This is a genomic window from Phyllobacterium sp. YR620 (genome assembly GCF_900104165.1).
Taxonomy (GTDB): Bacteria; Pseudomonadota; Alphaproteobacteria; order Rhizobiales; family Rhizobiaceae; genus Phyllobacterium; species Phyllobacterium pellucidum.
Genome location: NZ_FNJP01000004.1, coordinates 58,559 through 75,446 on the forward strand (window position 1 = coordinate 58,559; position 16,888 = coordinate 75,446).

General features: G+C 60.7%; 16 protein-coding genes and 1 pseudogene. 12 read left to right on the forward strand and 5 right to left on the reverse strand.

All coding sequences use genetic code 11. From position 1 onward, the window contains the following. The first annotated feature begins 4 nt into the window (after positions 1-4). The 7 genes from BLR72_RS14445 to lpxK all read left to right on the forward strand — a co-directional run bounded on the left by BLR72_RS14445 (position 5) and on the right by lpxK (position 6,622). A complete protein-coding gene (locus BLR72_RS14445) occupies positions 5-916 on the forward strand; it encodes a patatin-like phospholipase family protein (RefSeq protein WP_091949757.1) in 912 nt (303 codons plus the stop codon). Positions 917-1,046: 130 nt separating this feature from the next. Next, positions 1,047-2,390, forward strand: a complete 1,344-nt coding sequence (locus BLR72_RS14450; protein ID WP_091949760.1) for a TldD/PmbA family protein — start codon at positions 1,047-1,049, stop codon at positions 2,388-2,390. Beyond that, the gene (locus BLR72_RS14455) at positions 2,377-3,186 is read left to right on the forward strand and encodes a 3'(2'),5'-bisphosphate nucleotidase CysQ (RefSeq protein WP_091949763.1); all 810 of its coding nucleotides are present in this window, start codon (positions 2,377-2,379) and stop codon (positions 3,184-3,186) included. Before BLR72_RS14450 ends, BLR72_RS14455 begins: the two co-directional genes overlap by 14 nt. 36 nt (positions 3,187-3,222) lie before the next feature. Next, positions 3,223-3,471, forward strand: coding sequence for a DUF4170 domain-containing protein (locus BLR72_RS14460; protein WP_027230190.1), 249 nt, complete (start codon positions 3,223-3,225; stop codon positions 3,469-3,471). 30 nt (positions 3,472-3,501) lie between these two features. Then, entirely contained in the window at positions 3,502-4,275 is a 774-nt protein-coding gene (locus BLR72_RS14465; RefSeq protein ID WP_036813294.1) for a lysophospholipid acyltransferase family protein, read from the forward strand. Next, positions 4,272-5,594, forward strand: coding sequence for a lipid IV(A) 3-deoxy-D-manno-octulosonic acid transferase (gene waaA / locus BLR72_RS14470; protein WP_091949766.1), 1,323 nt, complete (start codon positions 4,272-4,274; stop codon positions 5,592-5,594). The genes BLR72_RS14465 and waaA overlap by 4 nt, the downstream gene beginning before the upstream one ends. Beyond that, complete coding sequence (gene lpxK, locus BLR72_RS14475) at positions 5,591-6,622, forward strand: tetraacyldisaccharide 4'-kinase (RefSeq protein WP_091949769.1); 1,032 nt, start codon at positions 5,591-5,593, stop codon at positions 6,620-6,622. Before waaA ends, lpxK begins: the two co-directional genes overlap by 4 nt. Here the strand turns inward: lpxK and BLR72_RS14480 are convergent. The 3 genes from BLR72_RS14480 to mutL form a co-directional block, all read right to left on the reverse strand. After that, positions 6,617-7,072, reverse strand: a complete 456-nt coding sequence (locus BLR72_RS14480; RefSeq protein WP_091949771.1) for an SAM-dependent methyltransferase — start codon at positions 7,070-7,072, stop codon at positions 6,617-6,619. The genes lpxK and BLR72_RS14480 overlap by 6 nt on opposite strands. A gap of 5 nt (positions 7,073-7,077) precedes the next feature. Further along, positions 7,078-7,314, reverse strand: coding sequence for a DUF2093 domain-containing protein (locus tag BLR72_RS14485; protein ID WP_027230185.1), 237 nt, complete (start codon positions 7,312-7,314; stop codon positions 7,078-7,080). Between the two features lie 83 nt (positions 7,315-7,397). Then, complete coding sequence (gene mutL, locus BLR72_RS14490; protein ID WP_091950257.1) at positions 7,398-9,263, reverse strand: DNA mismatch repair endonuclease MutL; 1,866 nt, start codon at positions 9,261-9,263, stop codon at positions 7,398-7,400. Positions 9,264-9,405: 142 nt separating this feature from the next. On the opposite strand from mutL, the gene BLR72_RS14495 reads away from it, so the two are divergent. Both BLR72_RS14495 and BLR72_RS22720 read left to right on the forward strand, forming a co-directional pair. Next, complete coding sequence (locus BLR72_RS14495; RefSeq protein ID WP_091949774.1) at positions 9,406-10,596, forward strand: acyl-CoA dehydrogenase; 1,191 nt, start codon at positions 9,406-9,408, stop codon at positions 10,594-10,596. A 19-nt stretch (positions 10,597-10,615) separates the two neighbouring features. Further along, positions 10,616-10,738, forward strand: a pseudogene (locus tag BLR72_RS22720) (VOC family protein); the annotation flags it as partial. Here the strand turns inward: BLR72_RS22720 and BLR72_RS14505 are convergent. Then, entirely contained in the window at positions 10,735-12,030 is a 1,296-nt protein-coding gene (locus BLR72_RS14505; RefSeq protein ID WP_091949777.1) for an aspartate aminotransferase type Ic, read from the reverse strand. The pseudogene BLR72_RS22720 and the gene BLR72_RS14505 overlap by 4 nt on opposite strands. Before the next feature lie 4 nt (positions 12,031-12,034). Then, positions 12,035-12,373, reverse strand: coding sequence for a protein tyrosine phosphatase family protein (locus BLR72_RS14510; protein WP_091949779.1), 339 nt, complete (start codon positions 12,371-12,373; stop codon positions 12,035-12,037). Positions 12,374-12,733: 360 nt separating this feature from the next. Here BLR72_RS14510 and urtA point away from each other — a divergent pair, with 360 nt between their 5' ends. The 3 genes from urtA (at position 12,734) to urtC (ending at position 16,885) form a co-directional block, all read left to right on the forward strand. Next, a complete protein-coding gene (gene urtA, locus BLR72_RS14515; RefSeq protein ID WP_244506726.1) occupies positions 12,734-13,984 on the forward strand; it encodes an urea ABC transporter substrate-binding protein in 1,251 nt (416 codons plus the stop codon). A gap of 100 nt (positions 13,985-14,084) precedes the next feature. Further along, a complete protein-coding gene (gene urtB / locus BLR72_RS14520) occupies positions 14,085-15,710 on the forward strand; it encodes an urea ABC transporter permease subunit UrtB (protein WP_175492368.1) in 1,626 nt (541 codons plus the stop codon). Next, the gene (gene urtC, locus BLR72_RS14525) at positions 15,707-16,885 is read left to right on the forward strand and encodes an urea ABC transporter permease subunit UrtC (RefSeq protein WP_091949783.1); all 1,179 of its coding nucleotides are present in this window, start codon (positions 15,707-15,709) and stop codon (positions 16,883-16,885) included. Before urtB ends, urtC begins: the two co-directional genes overlap by 4 nt. Positions 16,886-16,888 lie beyond the last annotated feature (3 nt).

A 16,888-nucleotide genomic window follows, 5' to 3' on the forward strand; every position in this document is an offset into this window, starting at 1 on the left:
ACCGATGGTCGCGCGCGAACTTGATCAGGCAAACGGGTCGACAGGCGCAAGTAAAACCCCGCGCGAGCCGACCTTTGCCGTCGCGTTCGGCGGTGGCGGGGCGCGCGGCATCGCTCATATCAACGTCATTGAAGCCCTGGACGAACTTGGCATAAGGCCTGCCGCGATCTCAGGATCGTCCATCGGCGCGATCATGGGCGCGGGTATGGCGGCAGGCATGTCCGGGCTCGAGATTCGTGAATACGCGGTCGCGATCCTCTCCAAACGTGGTGAGATTGCAGCGCGCCTGTGGAAGCTGCGCCCGGCAAGCTTCGGCGAGATGTTTGGCGGCGGCATTCGCCTCGGCCAGTTCAACATCGAAAAGGTTTTGAAGCATTTCCTTCCCGGCCGCATTCCCGAAACATTCGAGGAACTTGTGATCCCGCTCAGCGTCACCGCGACCGATTTCTACGGACAGCGCGAGGTCGTGATGGCCGAGGGCGATCTTTATAATGCCGTCGCCGCCTCCGCCGCGATCCCCGCCTTGTTCCGGCCAGTGCGACGAGACGACCGTATCCTGATCGACGGCGGCATTTATAATCCCGTTCCCTTCGATCATTTGATGGACAAGGCGCGGTTCGTCATCGCCGTCGATGTCGTCGGCGGACCGGAAGGCGATATCGGCAGATCCCCCTCGTCAATCGAGGCCATGTTCGGTGCCAGCCAATTGATGATGCAATCGATCATCGCGACCCGCCTGCGTACGCAGGCTCCGGCAATCTTCCTGCGCCCAAGCGTGGCACGATTCGGCGTTCTGGATTTTCTGCGAATCCAGCAGGTGCTCGAGGAATCGGCTGGGATCAAGGACGAGTTGAAGCGCGCCGTTGACGCGGCGATCACCTATGCCGATCGTGGCGGCGACAGCGACGCGGAATGACAATAATCAACGGCCGCCAATGCCGATTGTTCGTTCGGCCCGCCTTGATAGGCGCAAATTTGCACCATATAGGAGGGTGCATGCGACCATACGATAAATTACCCTAATCATTCATATAATCAGGTATAAAATGAGCGACTCTTTGAACTCCCGTGAATTTCTAGACAAAGCGACCGCGCTCGTCGAAGCTGCAAAAAGAGCAGGCGCCGACGCGGCCGACGCAGTCGTTGCCCGCTCGCGTTCCGCGGGCGTTAGCGTACGGCTCGGAAAGGTCGAAGAGACCGAATCTTCCGAGAGCGATGAGTTTTCCCTGCGCGTCTTCGTCGGGCGCAAGATTGCCAGCATATCTGCCAACGGCGGAGCCGAGCCAAAGGCCTTGGCCGAACGCGCCGTCGCCATGGCGAAAGTGTCGCCGGACGATAGCTTCGAGGGTCTTGCCGCTCCCGAAAATCTTGCCCGCCAAATTCGCGATCTCGATCTTTACGACCCGACCTTCGTCGATGCCGCGCAACTGACCGAAGCCGCGCTGGCCACCGAAGCTGCCGCGCTCGCCGTCGAGGGTGTTACCAATTCGGGTGGCGGCTCCGCATCGGCTGGAATGGGCGGGCTCGTGCTTGTCACATCAGGCGGATTTGCCGGACAATATGTGGGATCGCGTTTTTCCCGCTCCGTCAGCGCAATCGCCGGCAGCGGCACCGCCATGGAGCGCGACTATGATTTTTCGTCGCGCATTTTCTATGACGCGCTTGAAGACGCTGCAGCCATCGGGCGATCGGCCGGGGAGCGCGCGGTCAAGCGGCTTGGCGCGCGCCAAGCAGCAACCGGTCGCGTCAGCGTCGTTTTCGACCCTCGCGTCGCCCGCGGTATTGCCGGCCATATTGCCAGCGCCATCAATGGCGCGTCGGTGGCACGCAAGACAAGCTTCCTTAAGGATCGCATGGGCGAGAAGATCCTGAGCGAAGCGATCAATGTTAACGACGACCCGTTGCGGGTGCGCGGTTCTTCTTCGCGCCCGTTTGACGGCGAGGGCATCGAGGGCGTTCCCTTGACGATGATCGAGAATGGCGTGCTGAAACACTGGTTCCTGTCGACCTCGACAGCAAAGGAACTTGGCCTCGCCACCAATGGCAGGGGCGTGCGTTCCGGCTCGACAGTCACGCCCGCCTCGACGAACTTCTCCATCGAACCCGGCGAGAAGTCGCCGCAAGACCTGATGCGCGATGTTGGTACCGGTTTTTACGTTACCGAACTGTTCGGCCATGGTGTCGACATGATCACCGGCGAATACAGCCGCGGTGCTTCGGGCTTCTGGATCGAAAATGGCGAACTCGCCTATCCGGTCAGCGAAGTGACGATCGCCTCAAATCTCAAGGACATGTTCCTTAATCTCACTGCGGCAAATGATATCGATCGCAATTTCGGCATTGCCAGCCCGACACTCGTAATCGAAGGCATGACACTTGCCGGCAAGTAAGCTCAATCTTGAAGACCTGGAACTGATCCGGCAGGCCGCCGAGGGCGCAGGCCGGATCGCTCTGTCTTACTTTCGGCAGGCGCCGCAGGTCTGGATGAAAACCGGCAACTCGCCGGTAACCGAGGCCGATCTTGCCGCCGACAAGTATCTGAAGGACATGCTGCTGACGGCCCGCCCGGATTACGGGTGGATTTCGGAAGAAACCCAGGACGAACGCGCCGCTTCGCCGCGAGAGCGCTTCTTCGTCGTCGACCCGATCGATGGGACGCGGGCCTTCATCGAAGGTGCCGACGTCTGGTGTGTCAGCGTTGCCGTCATCGAAAACGGCCGGCCGGTCGCCGGCGTTCTCGACTGCCCGGCCCGCAGCGAAATCATCATGGCGACGCCAGGCGGCGGGGCGACGCAGAACGGCGCCGCCATTCATGTCCAGGCCCAGCACCTTCCCTATAAGGTGGCCGGTCCCTCGGCCTTCATCAAGCGGCTGCCGGAATACTTTCTCTCCTCCATCGAACACATGCCGTACGTCGCCTCGCTCGCCTATCGGATCGCCATGGTGGCGCGCGGCGATATCGCGGGCACTTTCGTGCGGCCAAGTTCGCATGACTGGGATCTTGCAGCGGCCGATCTCATCCTATCGGAAGCCGGCGGCCGGGTCGTCGCCGCGGACGGAAAGCCACTTACCTACGGTCTTACCGACACCAGCAATGGCGACTATCGCCACGGCGCGCTCGTTGCCGCAAGCGGATTGCTCATGGATAACATGTTGGACGTTGTCGCCGAAACCGCGTTCGGATAAACAGTCAGCAACCTTCTCGATCATTTGGACAGGCACATGAGCGAAAACACTTCGGATCAAAAGCAACTGCTTCACCTTGTATTCGGCGGTGAGCTGAAGAAACTCGGCGGTGTCGAGTTCCGCGACCTCGACAAGCTCGATATTGTCGGCATCTATCCGGATTTTGCCTCGGCGCAGCGCGCATGGAAGTCGAAGGCGCAAGCGACGGTGGACAACGCCCATATGCGCTATTTCATCGTCCACATGCATCGCTTGCTGGATCCTGCCACGGGCAAGGCGGACTGACCGCGTGCGCGTGGTCGGACAAAGATCGACATGATTGACCAGAATTCAGCAACGGCCAAAGCGCCTCGCCGCAAAGCTGGAGCGCTCAAGCGGTTCTGGCGGTCGGTGCGCGGCCCGCTGGCGAATTCGCCGATCGTCCGCAGCATGATCGTATGGTTGATTACGCAGTTCTTCCGGCTGGTGCATCTGACCAATCCCCGGCTCAAGGGGTCTTCGGATCTCGAAGATATGAAACGCGGGGGCGAGCCGTTTATCGCCGTTGCCTGGCACGGCCAGCATTTGATGGCGCCATTCCTTATGCCGCGCGGCGTGCGCTTCGTCGCCATGTTTTCCAAGAGCAAGGACGCGGAACTCAATGCCCGCGTTGCCGAGCGCTTCGGCGTGGAGATCGTGCGCGGCTCGGGCGGTCGAGACCGCTCGAAAGGGACGGAAAAGGGGGGGGCACGGGCACTGCTCGTTTTGAAAAAAGCGCTGGCGGAAGGCAAGACCGCGGCGATGATCGCGGATATTCCGCATGGAACGCCGCGCGATAGCGGTCCCGGCGTCATTCTGCTGGCCAAGCTTTCCGGACGGCCGATCCTGCCGATCTGCTACCTGACCACCCGCAGAAAAGTTCTGGAGAAGAGTTGGGACAAGACCACCATTCCCTTGCCATTCGGCAAATCGGGGTTGATTGTCGGCGACCCGATCTTTGTTCCCGAAGATGCAGATGAAGCAATGCTCGAAGCCAAGCGTGTCGAATTGACCAATAGTTTGAACGCGAACACCAAGCGCGTGCATGAACTCGTGGACGGCGCGGCATGAGCGAAAGATGGGCACGCCTGGTGCTTGGCACCTATCGCTGGATTGGCGCGGCAACATTTCCCATTGTCGGCGCGTATGTTGCCTTCCGTGCCAGCAAGGGCAAGGAGGAGCGTGGCCGTCAGGGCGAGCGCTACGGTGTGGCGAGCGTTGCCCGCCCATCCGGTCCGCTTATCTGGGTCCATGCGGCGAGCGTTGGCGAAACGTCGGCTGTCACTCCGCTTGTCGAAGCCATCGTCGACATGGACATCCATGTCGTTTTGACGACCGGTACGGTTACATCGGCGAAGATGGTGCAGGAGCGCCTCGGCGACCGCGTCATCCATCAATATGTGCCGCTCGACCTGAAGCCCGCCGTCGACCGCTTCCTCACCCATTGGCAGCCTGATCTTGCCATCATCTGCGAATCCGAGATTTGGCCGATGACGATCCTTGAACTTGGCACCAGGCGGGTTCCGCAGGTGCTCGTCAATGGGCGTCTTTCCGATCGCTCCTTCGCCAGCTGGCACAAGCGGCCCTCGATTGCCGAGGCCCTGTTCGAGAATCTCGCCCACGTCGTTGCCCAATCTGATATCGACGGTGAAAGGTTTCGGGCGCTTGGCGCAAGGCCGGTGACGGTATCCGGCAACCTCAAGGTGGACACGGCTGTACCGCCCGTGAACCATGCCGAACTTGCCGCAATGCAGCGCATGATCGGCACCCGCAAGACCTGGGCCGCGATTTCGACGCATCAGGGCGAAGAAGAGATCGTTGCGCAGGTGCATCACATGCTGAAAGCGCGCCATCGCGATCTTTTGACAATCATCGTGCCACGCCATCCGGATCGTGCGCCGGAGATCGCCGAGGCAATCGAAAAAATGGGCATGAAGGTGGCGCTGCGCAGCAAGGCGGATCAGATCGAGCCCGATACGGATATCTATCTCGGCGATACGATCGGCGATATGGGCCTCTATCTGCGCCTCGCGGAGATCGCATTCGTCGGCCGGTCGCTGACCGCGCAAGGCGGGCAGAATCCACTCGAGCCGGCCATGCTCAAATCCGCGATCCTCTCCGGGCGCAATGTTCAGAATTTCCGCGATTCCTATCAGCGCCTGATCAAGAATGGCGCGGCGAAACTTGTGCGCGACAAGGATATGCTCGCGGGCGCGGTCAACTATCTCTTCAATAATCCGGAAGAACGCCAGGTCATGATCGACGCTGGCCTCAAGACCGTCGAGGACATGCGCGGATCGCTCGATCGCACCTTGACCGCACTTGAACCTTTCATCCAGCCGCTCGTTCTGCAGGCACGGCTCAGCAATCGCGAAGGCGGCTGGAAATGATGAGTGAGGCCCCTCCTTTCTGGTGGGAAAAGCCGGATTGGCGGGCCTGGGCGCTAAGCCCGTTTTCCAAAGTCTACGGCAGCGTGGCCGGGCGCCGCATAAGGCGGGCGAAGCCTCCCACCGTTCCGGTCCCGGTGCTTTGCATCGGCAATTTCACCGTTGGCGGTGCGGGAAAGACCCCGACCTCAATCACTTTTGCGAGGGCAGCAATCGCCGCCGGGCTGACGCCAGGCATCGTTTCGCGCGGCTATGGCGGCGCGTTTTCGGGCATGCATCGTGTCGATCCAGAACATGACAGCGCCCGTCTTGTCGGCGACGAACCACTGTTGCTCGCCCGGCACGCGGCGGTAATCGTCACGTCCGACCGCTTTGCCGCGGCACAGGCATTGCAGCAGTCCGGATGCGATTTCATCATCATGGATGACGGCTTTCAAAGCGCCCGCCTGCATTTCGATTTTGCCTTGATGGTGGTGGATGCCGACCGCGGCGTGGGCAATGGCCATGTCCTGCCGGGAGGACCCTTGCGCGCGCCGCTGATCGACCAACTGGTGCGAACCGACGCGGTGCTCAAGATCGGCACAGCGAACGGCGCCGACCGGGTCATTCGCAATGCGGCGCGGGCGGCAAAACCGATCTATGAAGGAGTTCTTAAGCCGATATCGACATCTGAGATAGCCGGCAAACGATTACTGGCTTTCGCCGGCATAGGCGATCCGTCCAAGTTTTTCACGACGCTTCGCGAAGCGGGCGGCATCGTTGAGAAAACGCGCGCCTTTCCAGACCATCACCCGTATACGGACGAAAACCTCGCCGAACTCGCCGAAGCAGCCGATCGGGAAAACCTGACGCCGGTCACAACAGCCAAAGACCTGGTGAGGCTTCTCGACGGCAGCCAGGAGGCAAAGGCGTTTGCCGGCCGTACCTCGGTTTTGGAGGTGGAACTCGTTTTCAACCAGCCCGGCGCACCTGCTCGCATCATACGGGAAACGCGCGATCGCGCCCGTCACCGGCGCCGGGATGCATCATAGAATGCCGGGGTACCTCCGGTTGATCCGCGGAGGCGCTTCGCGCATCGGAATATTAAGGCTCGTTCCCGTGGTCTGGCTATAGAGCCGGTCGTTAGAGAACAGTGTTCCACCGGCGCGGGTGATTTCGACGCCAAGCGCGACGCGGGTCGAGGCTGCCGCCGGAACCCTGATTTCATAGGCGACCGGGAATGTGCCGTTTCTGTTCAGCGTAAAGCTGGTGCGGGCCAGCCGCAGCATTGGAGCCGAATTACCCCGGCTTGCGTCGTAAGCAGTGACGAACACCACTGAGCTTGCAGTCAGGCGTGCCCATGGCGGTCCCTGCAGATAGCCGCGAATTGTCTTTACCGGGCCGGTATACGCCGGCGCATTGCTGGCCGTATCGGTGGTACAGCCGCTCACAAGAATTCCAGCCGCGAGAAGAGTGAACAGGGTTGCGCGGCCGGTCAGCATATCTCTCAGCCTTTGCTTCGACTGCGCAGGTCGGGGTTCACCTGAAGCTCGCGCTCGAGCGAAATGCGCGCATCGGCATAGGCCTCCTGACGCGCGACGCTCCAATATTTGAGTTCGTCCAGCGGAATTTTTTCCGAGGTAACGGCGCAAAGTACATAGGAACCCGGCGACAGGACCTGAAAGTCGCCGTCGAGATAACGAATTTTGGCTTCGCGCGAGCCGGGTCCTTCAAATCTGTTCATATTCTGCCGATGTTCCAGTCCATTGAATGTTCATTTACGGCTCAGAGCCGCAGGTGGTCAAGCATTGCGCGATTGAAAGCCCCTTATCGCCGCCCGAAAAGACGCTCTATGTCGCTGAGCTTGAGTTCGATATAGGTTGGCCGACCGTGATTGCAGGTGCCCGAGCCCGGCGTTGCTTCCATTTGGCGCAAGAGTGCATTCATCTCTTCAGGCTTCAACCGCCGTCCCGAGCGGACCGAGCCATGGCAGGCCATGGTAGCGGCGACATGGTCGAGAATGCCTTTCAGGCCATTCGATGTATCGTGCTCGGCGATCTCGTCGGCAAGGTCGCGGACGAGTTTTTGCGCATCGATCTCACCAAGCATGGACGGCGTTTCGCGCACGGCGATCGCACCCGGTCCAAAGGCTTCGATACCGAGGCCGAAACGTGCCAACGTTTCTGCATGGGCGGCAAGCCGTTCGACATCCTCTTCCGGCAGGTCGACGATTTCGGGGATGAGCAGCATCTGGGCCGGTAGCGGCCGTGAATGCAACGCGTTTTTCAGTGCCTCATAGACAAGACGTTCATGCGCGGCATGCTGGTCGACAATGACAAGACTGTCCTCGGTCTGCGCGACGATATAGTTGGCGTGTACCTGCGCGCGTGCGGCTCCGAGGGGCGTGGAAACCAATTCCATTGGAGCCTCCGTGGCCGCACCGCGTGCGTCGGCGGCCACGGCCTGCGCAACATCATAGAGGAATGGCTGTGCCGGTTCGGCAAATCCGCCACGGGTGTCGGCGGCGAGGGCGCCTTCGACTTCGAACGGACGGTATGGGGATTGTTCAACGGAGTAATTCTGATTGACGGCAGCGTTGCCCCGCCAATTCTGATGGAGCGGGGCAGCACGCTTGCCTTCTGCGCCACCAAGCCTGAAAGCATGCAGCATCGCCTCGGCGCCGCTGGTTGCGGCCCGGATTCCGGATTGACCGAGGGCTTCGCGGATTGCCCCGACGATAAGGCCGCGTACAAGCCCCGGATCGCGAAAACGCACATCCGCCTTGGCCGGGTGCACATTCACATCGACGAGCGCCGGATCAAGATTGAGGAACAGGACGACGACTGGATGGCGGTCGCGCGCGATCACATCGGCATAGGCGCCGCGGATTGCGCCCCAGATTTGCTTGTCGCGCACTGGTCGGCCATTGACATAGGCGAACTGATGCAGGCTGTTGCCACGGTTGAACGCAGGGATGCCGGCAAAGCCGGTCAGGCGCACGCCATCGCGCTCGGCATCGATGGCAATGGCATTTTCGGGAAACTCCTTGCCGAGCACCTGAGAAATCCGCTCCAGCATTCCTGTCGATCCCGCGCCGGTCGCCGCCAGCTCGATCGGCGTGCGGTCGCTGCCCGCAAGCGAAAAGCGGATATGCGGAAAGGCGATGGCGATACGCTTGACGACATCGCTGATCGCCGATGCCTCGGCCCGGTCGGTCTTCATGAATTTGAGGCGGGCTGGCGTGGCGAAGAAAAGGTCGCGCACTTCCGCGATCGTCCCGCCGTTCATCGGCGTCGGGCGCGGCCCGTCCTGGCGGCCGCCATGGATGCTGATCTCGAAGCCGGAATCCGCTTCGGACGTGCGTGATTTCAGCGACAGGCGCGAGACGGATCCGATAGAGGGCAAGGCCTCGCCGCGAAAACCAAGGGCGCGAATATCGTGCACATCATTGGTGAGTTTCGACGTGCAGTGGCGCGCCACCGCAAGGGCAAGTTCGTCGGAGCGAATGCCCGAGCCATTATCGGTGATGCGGATAAGGTTCTTGCCGCCGCCGGCGGTGACGACCTCGATCCGCGTTGCGCCCGCGTCGATCGAATTTTCGACGAGCTCCTTGACCACGCTTGCCGGACGTTCGATGACTTCGCCGGCTGCGATCTGGTTGATAATGGTCTCGGTGAGCTGCTTGATGGGCATTGCAAAATCTATAGTGGATTCGCCGCGTCCGCGAAATCCGTGGAGCGCCGGCATCCCCGGAAAAATCGGCCGGCAAAGCATCTGGTCATCGGATTGGATTTGATGATAGGTCTTGCTTCACATCTAAGGAGGAAAAACAATTATGGCCAATTCCAAGCCGTCCTTCGTCTGGACTGATCCCTTTCTCCTGGAAGAGCAGTTGACCGAAGACGAACGGATGATCCGCGACAGTGCACGGGCATTCGCGCAAGGCGAACTTCTCCCGCGCATCGAAGAGGCCTATCTGGAAGAAAAGACCGATCCTGCGCTTTTCCGGATGATGGGCGAGTCGGGGCTTCTTGGGGTGACGCTTCCCGAAGAATACGGCACGGCCGGTGCATCCTACGTCGCCTATGGCCTCGTCGCGCGCGAGGTCGAGCGCGTGGACAGCGGCTATCGCTCGATGATGAGCGTGCAGTCGTCACTGGTCATGTACCCGATTTACGCTTACGGCTCGGAGGAGCAGCGCCGCAAATATCTGCCGAAGCTCGCTTCCGGCGAATGGATTGGCTGTTTCGGCCTCACCGAGCCCGATGCGGGCTCCGACCCTGCCGGTATGAAAACCCGCGCCGAGAAGGTCGCTGACGGCTATCGCCTGTCCGGCTCGAAGATGTGGATTTCAAACTCGCCGATCGCCGATGTCTTTGTCGTCTGGGCGAAGTCGGACGCCCATGACGGTCAGATCCGCGGCTTCGTCCTCGAAAAGGGCATGAAGGGCCTTTCCGCGCCGAAGATCGGTGGCAAGCTGTCGCTGCGCGCCTCGATCACCGGCGAGGTGGTCATGGACGGGGTCGTTGTCGGCGAGGAGCATCTGCTGCCCAACGTCTCCGGGCTCAAGGGCCCGTTCGGCTGCCTCAATCGCGCCCGCTACGGCATTTCCTGGGGCGTCCTCGGCGCCGCCGAAGATTGCTGGCAGCGGACCGTCCAGTACGGGCTCGACCGCAAGCAATTCGGCCGCCCGCTCGCGGCTACCCAGCTGTTCCAGAAGAAGTTCGCGGACATGCAGACGGAAATCACGCTTGGCCTGCAGGCCTCCCTACGTGTCGGTCGCCTGTTCGACGAAGGCAAGGTCGCGCCGGAAATGATCAGCCTCGTCAAGCGCAACAATTGCGGCAAGGCGCTCGACATCGCCCGGATGGCGCGCGACATGCACGGCGGCAACGGCATCCAGATCGGCTATCATGTGATGCGCCACGCCCAGAACCTCGAAACGGTCAATACCTATGAGGGCACGCACGACGTGCATGCGCTCATCCTTGGCCGGGCACAGACCGGTATCCAGGCCTTCTTCTGACACTATCGTCGGATGGACTTCGGTCTGCGAAGCCAAGGGCGTTCGTATCATCAAGTCGCTGAAAGACCAGGATTATGGCCAGCGCGCCTTCGTCTTCGCCGACCCGGACGGCAACCGGGTCGACGTCGGGCAAAGGATTTAGACGCCGCCTTCGCGCTGTGCGATGAGCTTGTCCACGGCGGCAAGGAGGATGCACAGCGCGATACCTTCAGAAGCGAGACGCACCTCTTCCTGTGATGGAAACGTCGGAGCAAGGCGCAGCGTGCTGTCGTTGGGATCGCGGCCGTAAGGAGAGGTGGCGCCTGCCGGGGTCAGAACCACGCCGGCTTCGCGTGCCAGTTCTACCACGTCGCGCGCGGTGCCGTGCATGGCGTCGACGCAGATGAAATAGCCGCCATCCGGCTTCGTCCACCGCGCAACGCCAGTGCCGCCGAGGCGGGTTTCAAGCGCCTCGATGACCGAATTGAACTTCGGCGCGATGAGGGCGCGGTGCGCATCCATATGCCGGGCCAGACCCTCCATGCTCTTCAGAAAGCGCACGTGCCGCAACTGGTTCAGTTTGTCTGGCCCTATGGTGCGTTTGCCGGCCCGGGCGAGATACCATTTCACATTTGCCGCTGACGATGCGAACAGGGCGAGCCCCGCACCGGCGAGTGTGATCTTGGAGGTCGATGCGAAGACGAAGGCGCGGTCGGGATGGCCGGCCTGCGCGCAGAGCTCGATAATGTTGGCGATCTCATGCCGCTCTGTCGTCAGGTGGTGCACCGCATAGGCGTTGTCCCAGAACAGGCGGAAGTCGGGGGCACCGGTTCGCATGGCTGCAAGGCGTTCGATCGTTTCGGTCGAATAGGTTTCGCCCGAGGGATTGGAGTATTTGGGAACGCACCATATGCCCTTGACGTCGGGATCGGCGACGAGTTCCTCGACCATATCCATGTCGGGGCCGTGCCCGGTTAGCGGGACGGGGAGCATGCGAATGCCATATTCCTCGCAGATGGCGAAATGCCTGTCGTAGCCGGGAACCGGGCAGATGAAGGCCGGCGAACCTGATTGCTGCGACCAGGGCTCCATTTCGCCCGGTACGCCCTTCACCATCGCCCAGAGCAAGCAATCATGCATCATGGCAAGGCTCGAATTGTCGCCGACGACGATGCGATCGGCCGACGCACCCATCATGGGTGAGAACAATGCGCGGGTTTCGGCAAGACCCTGGAGCCCGCCATAGTTGCGGGCATCTTCGCCTGCCTCACTGTAGTGGTCCCCATTGCCTGGAAGAACCAGCATGCCATTGGCAAGATCGAGCTGTTCCGGGCTCGGCTTGCCGCGGGTCATGTCGATCTTCAGCCCCTTGGCGCGGAAGGCTTCGTAATCGCGCAGGACACGGTTGCGCAGGGCGTCGAGTTCATCGGCGCCAAGATCAGCGATGGGGAGCATCTGGTTAGCCCTTCTGCTGCTGGACGATGCCGTAAATATTGGTCGAGCGGGCGCCCGAGCGGCAATAGGCGAGGACGGGACCCTCAGCCTCGTCAAGCGCGCGCGCCATCGCGCCGACGTCGTCCTGTGTCAATTGCCCTGAAACGACAGGGACGTAGTAAATCGCTATGCCCGCTTTTTCGGCAACGTTCTTGATCTCGGCAAAGTTGGGCTGATCGGCCGATTCGCCGTCCGGGCGGTTGCAAATAATCGTGTGATAGCCTGCCGCGGCGAGATCGCGCACGTCGTCGGGTGAAATCTGGCCGCTCACGGCGTAGCCTTCGTCGATTTGACGGATATCCATCTTATGTCCCTGGGAACTGTGAAAGTCGCCTCACCATACATCAAACGATGGTCAACGCCATCTGAAAAGCATCGCTGTTGCCCAACGATGATTAAATTTTCATCACGCGTGCGGATATGACTAAAGTATAAGCGGAAGTGTCGGGTATTTGCCACGCTCAAACTTCGCGCCTGCAAGCCGGATAACCGGGCGCAGGCGCTAAAATACCGATAAATTTGAAGAATTTATAATTTTCGATGCGGCTGCCGGAGTTGGCACACTCATTGCTTTTAATCCCTTGGTACACACAACCAAAAAGAGGGGTTTACCTGAATGTCCAGTCTAACAGCCAGATTTATCGAGACTTTTGCGGCCGCGGCCATGGGCGCGGCGCTGGCTTTCTCGCCTGCCGTAGCTGCGGATGATACGATCAAAGTCGGCATCCTGCACTCCCTTTCCGGGACCATGGCGATTTCCGAAACCACGCTCAAGGACACGATGCTGTTCCTCATCGACGAGCAGAACAAGAAGGGCGGCGTGCTTGGCAAGAAGCTCGAAGCGGTGGTCGTCGATCCGGCGTCGGATTGGCCACTCTTTGCCGAAAAGGCCCGCCAGCTGATCGAGCAGGACAAGGTCGCCGCCGTGTTCGGTTGCTGGACCTCATCGTCGCGCAAATCGGTGCTGCCGGTCTTCGAAGAGCTCAACTCCATGCTGTTCTATCCCGTCCAGTATGAGGGCGAGGAAAGCTCCCGCAACGTCTTCTATACGGGCGCCGCGCCGAACCAGCAGGCGATCCCTGCCGTCGATTATCTTGCCAAGGAAGAGGGTGTCGAGCGCTGGGTGCTCGCCGGTACCGACTATGTCTATCCGCAGACCACGAACAAGATTTTGAAGGCCTACCTCAACGCCAAGGGCGTCAAGGATGAGGACATCATGATCAACTACACGCCGTTCGGCCATTCCGACTGGCAGACGATCGTGTCCGACATCAAGAAATTCGGTTCGGCCGGCAAGAAGACCGCAGTCGTTTCGACCATCAATGGCGATGCGAACGTACCCTTCTATAAGGAACTCGCAAACCAGGGCATCAAGGCGGAAGACATTCCCGTCGTTGCCTTCTCGGTGGGTGAAGAAGAACTTGCGGGTCTCGATACCAAGCCGCTGGTCGGCCACCTTGCCGCCTGGAATTACTTCCAGTCGGTCGACGCCGATGCCAATGCCGAGTTCATCAAGGAATGGCACGCCTATACCAAGAACGACAAGCGCGTGACCAACGACCCGATGGAAGCGACCTATATCGGTTTCAACATGTGGGTGAAGGCAGTTGAAGCTGCCGGAACCACGGATTCCAATGCGGTGATCGATTCGATCGTCGGCGTGTCGGTGCCGAACCTGTCCGGCGGATCAGCCACGATGATGCCGAACCACCACATCACAAAGCCCGTGCTGATAGGCGAAGTGCAGGACGACGGCCAGTTCGACATTGTCTATCAGACGCCTGGTCTCGTCGTCGGCGACGAATGGTCCGATTACCTGCCAGGCTCCAAGGACCTCATTTCCGATTGGCGCAAGCCGATGTCGTGCGGCAATTTCAACGTCGTCAGCGGCAAGTGCGGCGGCGTGACCAACTAATGCCTACCCGGCTTCGGTTTGGGGCACATCCGAAGCCACTCCACCTCCGCGCAAGTGGGGGTGGAGCCACTCCGACGATACTCGTACCCAGGATTGTTTTATGCAATTGATCCGCTTGCTGGCCGTATTCCTTGTGCTCTCGGGGGTGTTTGCGCCTGGAATGGAGGCGCGGGCTGAAACGGTCGACGATGCCACGCTGCGGCCGCTCATCCAGGCCCTTGCTGCAGAAAATTTCGACGAGACGACGAAGGCGGTTTCCGGCCTCGCCAAGACCGGCGATGCGCGCGTATCCGCCATCCTCAACGCGCTTACGGCCGGGGATCTCTACATCGTCAAGGCGGACAAGGCGGTTTTCATCGGCAAACGCGATGGCTCGGATTATGCCGCCAGCGATCCCCTGACGGGTGCCAAGCTTGCACCCGTGCCGCGCAATGCCGCGGAAAAGATCAAGGTCAACAACCGTCTGCGCCGCGATATAGCCGCGGCGATCGGCGGCCTCACGCTGATGAGCGACAATCCTGCAGAACGACGCTCCGCCGCCGAAACAATTCTGAAGACCCGCGATCCCGAGTCCATTGCTTTGCTCGATCAGGCCATCGCGGCGGAAAAAGATAGCGGGATCAAGGCCGTGATGCAGCAGGCAAAAGCTGCGGCGGTGCTGAATTCCACCGCGCCGGATGACGCCAAGATCGCGGCAATTGCGGAGGTCACCGCCGGCAACAGCCGCGACGCACTGGGACTCCTGACGCCGCTCCAAACTAGCGACGGCCCTGTGGGCGACGCCGCGCGTTCGGCGATCGACAGCATCAACAGCAAGCTCGCCTTGTGGAACGGCATCCAGAATATCGTCTACGGACTGTCGCTGGGCTCCGTGCTGCTGCTTGCGGCGATCGGGCTGGCGATCACCTTCGGCGTCATGGGCGTCATCAACATGGCCCACGGCGAAATGGTCATGATCGGCGCCTATACCACCTTTGTCGTGCAGCAGATCATCCGCACCTCGGCGCCGGGCCTTTTGGATTATTCGTTGCTCATTGCGCTGCCTGCGGCCTTCATCGTCTCGGGCGCCGTCGGCGTCGTCATCGAGCGCGGCATAATACGCTTCCTTTATGGCCGTCCGCTGGAAACCCTGCTTGCGACGTGGGGCATTTCGCTGGTCCTGCAGCAGGCGATCCGCTCCTGGTTCGGCGCCTCAAACGTTCAGGTCGGCAACCCATCATGGATGGCAGGGTCGTTCGATCTTGGTCTCCTGACGCTCACCTGGTCGCGCCTATGGATCATCGTCTTTGCCCTATCGGTCTTCGCGGTGCTGCAGCTGGTGCTGAAAAAGACGATGCTCGGGCTGCGCATGCGCGCAGTTACCCAGAACCGGCGCATGGCCTCCGCCATGGGCATCAGGACGCCCTGGGTCGATGCGCTGACCTTTGGCCTCGGCTCCGGCATTGCCGGCATTGCCGGCGTGGCGCTGAGCCAGATCGACAATGTCAGCCCCAACCTGGGTCAGGGCTATATCATCGACAGTTTCATGGTCGTCGTCTTCGGCGGTGTCGGCAATCTTTGGGGAACGCTGGTCGGCGCGATGTCGCTGGGCATAGCCAACAAGTTCCTCGAACCCTTTGCGGGAGCCGTCCTCGGCAAGATCCTCGTGCTGGTGCTGATCATCCTGTTCATCCAGAAGCGTCCGCGTGGTCTCTTCGCACTCAAGGGAAGGGCCATCGAGGCATGATCACGCAGTGGTTTTTCACCCATGTCGATCGTCGCGGTGCAATCGTTATCGCCTTGCTGGTGGCGCTGGCCTGCCTCGTGCCACTCTCGAATCTGCTGCTGCCGCCGACCTCGGCATTGCATGTGCCGACCTATCTCGTGTCGCTGATCGGCAAGTACCTGACCTACGCCCTGCTGGCGGTCGCTCTCGATCTCGTCTGGGGATTCTGCGGCATCCTTTCGCTCGGCCATGGCGCATTCTTCGCGCTCGGCGGCTATGCGATGGGCATGTACCTGATGCGCCAGATCGGTCCGCGCGGCGTCTATGCCAATCCGGTGCTGCCCGACTTCATGGTGTTCCTCAACTGGAAGGAACTGCCGTGGTTCTGGCACGGCTTCAACCATTTCTGGTTCGCGGCGCTCATGGTTGTGCTGGTCCCCGGCGTTCTCGCCTTCGGCTTCGGCTGGCTAGCCTTCCGCTCGCGTGTCACCGGCGTCTACCTGTCGATCATCACCCAGGCTCTGACCTATGCCTTGCTCCTTGCGTTCTTCCGCAACGACATGGGATTTGGCGGCAATAACGGCCTCACCGATTTCAAGGATATTCTCGGCTTCAACATCCAGGCCGACAGCACGCGCTCGATGCTGTTTGCGGCAACGGCGTTGTTCCTGGCGCTTGCCGTATTCGTAACCAGTTTCATTGTCCGCTCCAAACTCGGCAAGGTCCTCGTCGGCGTGCGCGACGCGGAGAGCCGCATGCGCTTTCTCGGCTATCGGGTCGATCGCTACAAGCTCTTCGTCTGGACGGTCTCCGCCATGATGGCGGGCATTGCAGGCGCGCTTTATGTGCCGCAGGTCGGCATCATCAATCCCTCCGAATTCGAGCCTGCCAATTCCATCGAAGCGGTGATCTGGGTTGCCGTGGGAGGCCGCGGCACCATCATCGGGCCAATTCTCGGCGCGGTGCTAGTCAATTTCGGCAAGACCTATTTCACCGCGGCATTTCCGGAGATCTGGCTGTTCGCGCTCGGTGCGCTCTTCATCCTCGTCACCCTGTTCCTCCCGAAGGGCATACTCGGCCTTTACGGCACATGGCAGACAAAGCGAAAGGACCGCATCGCTCGCAAGCGCAGCGAACCGGGCTCCCCGGCAACAGAACGTGCGACACCGATCGCCGAACCCCAGGCAGCGGAGTAGACC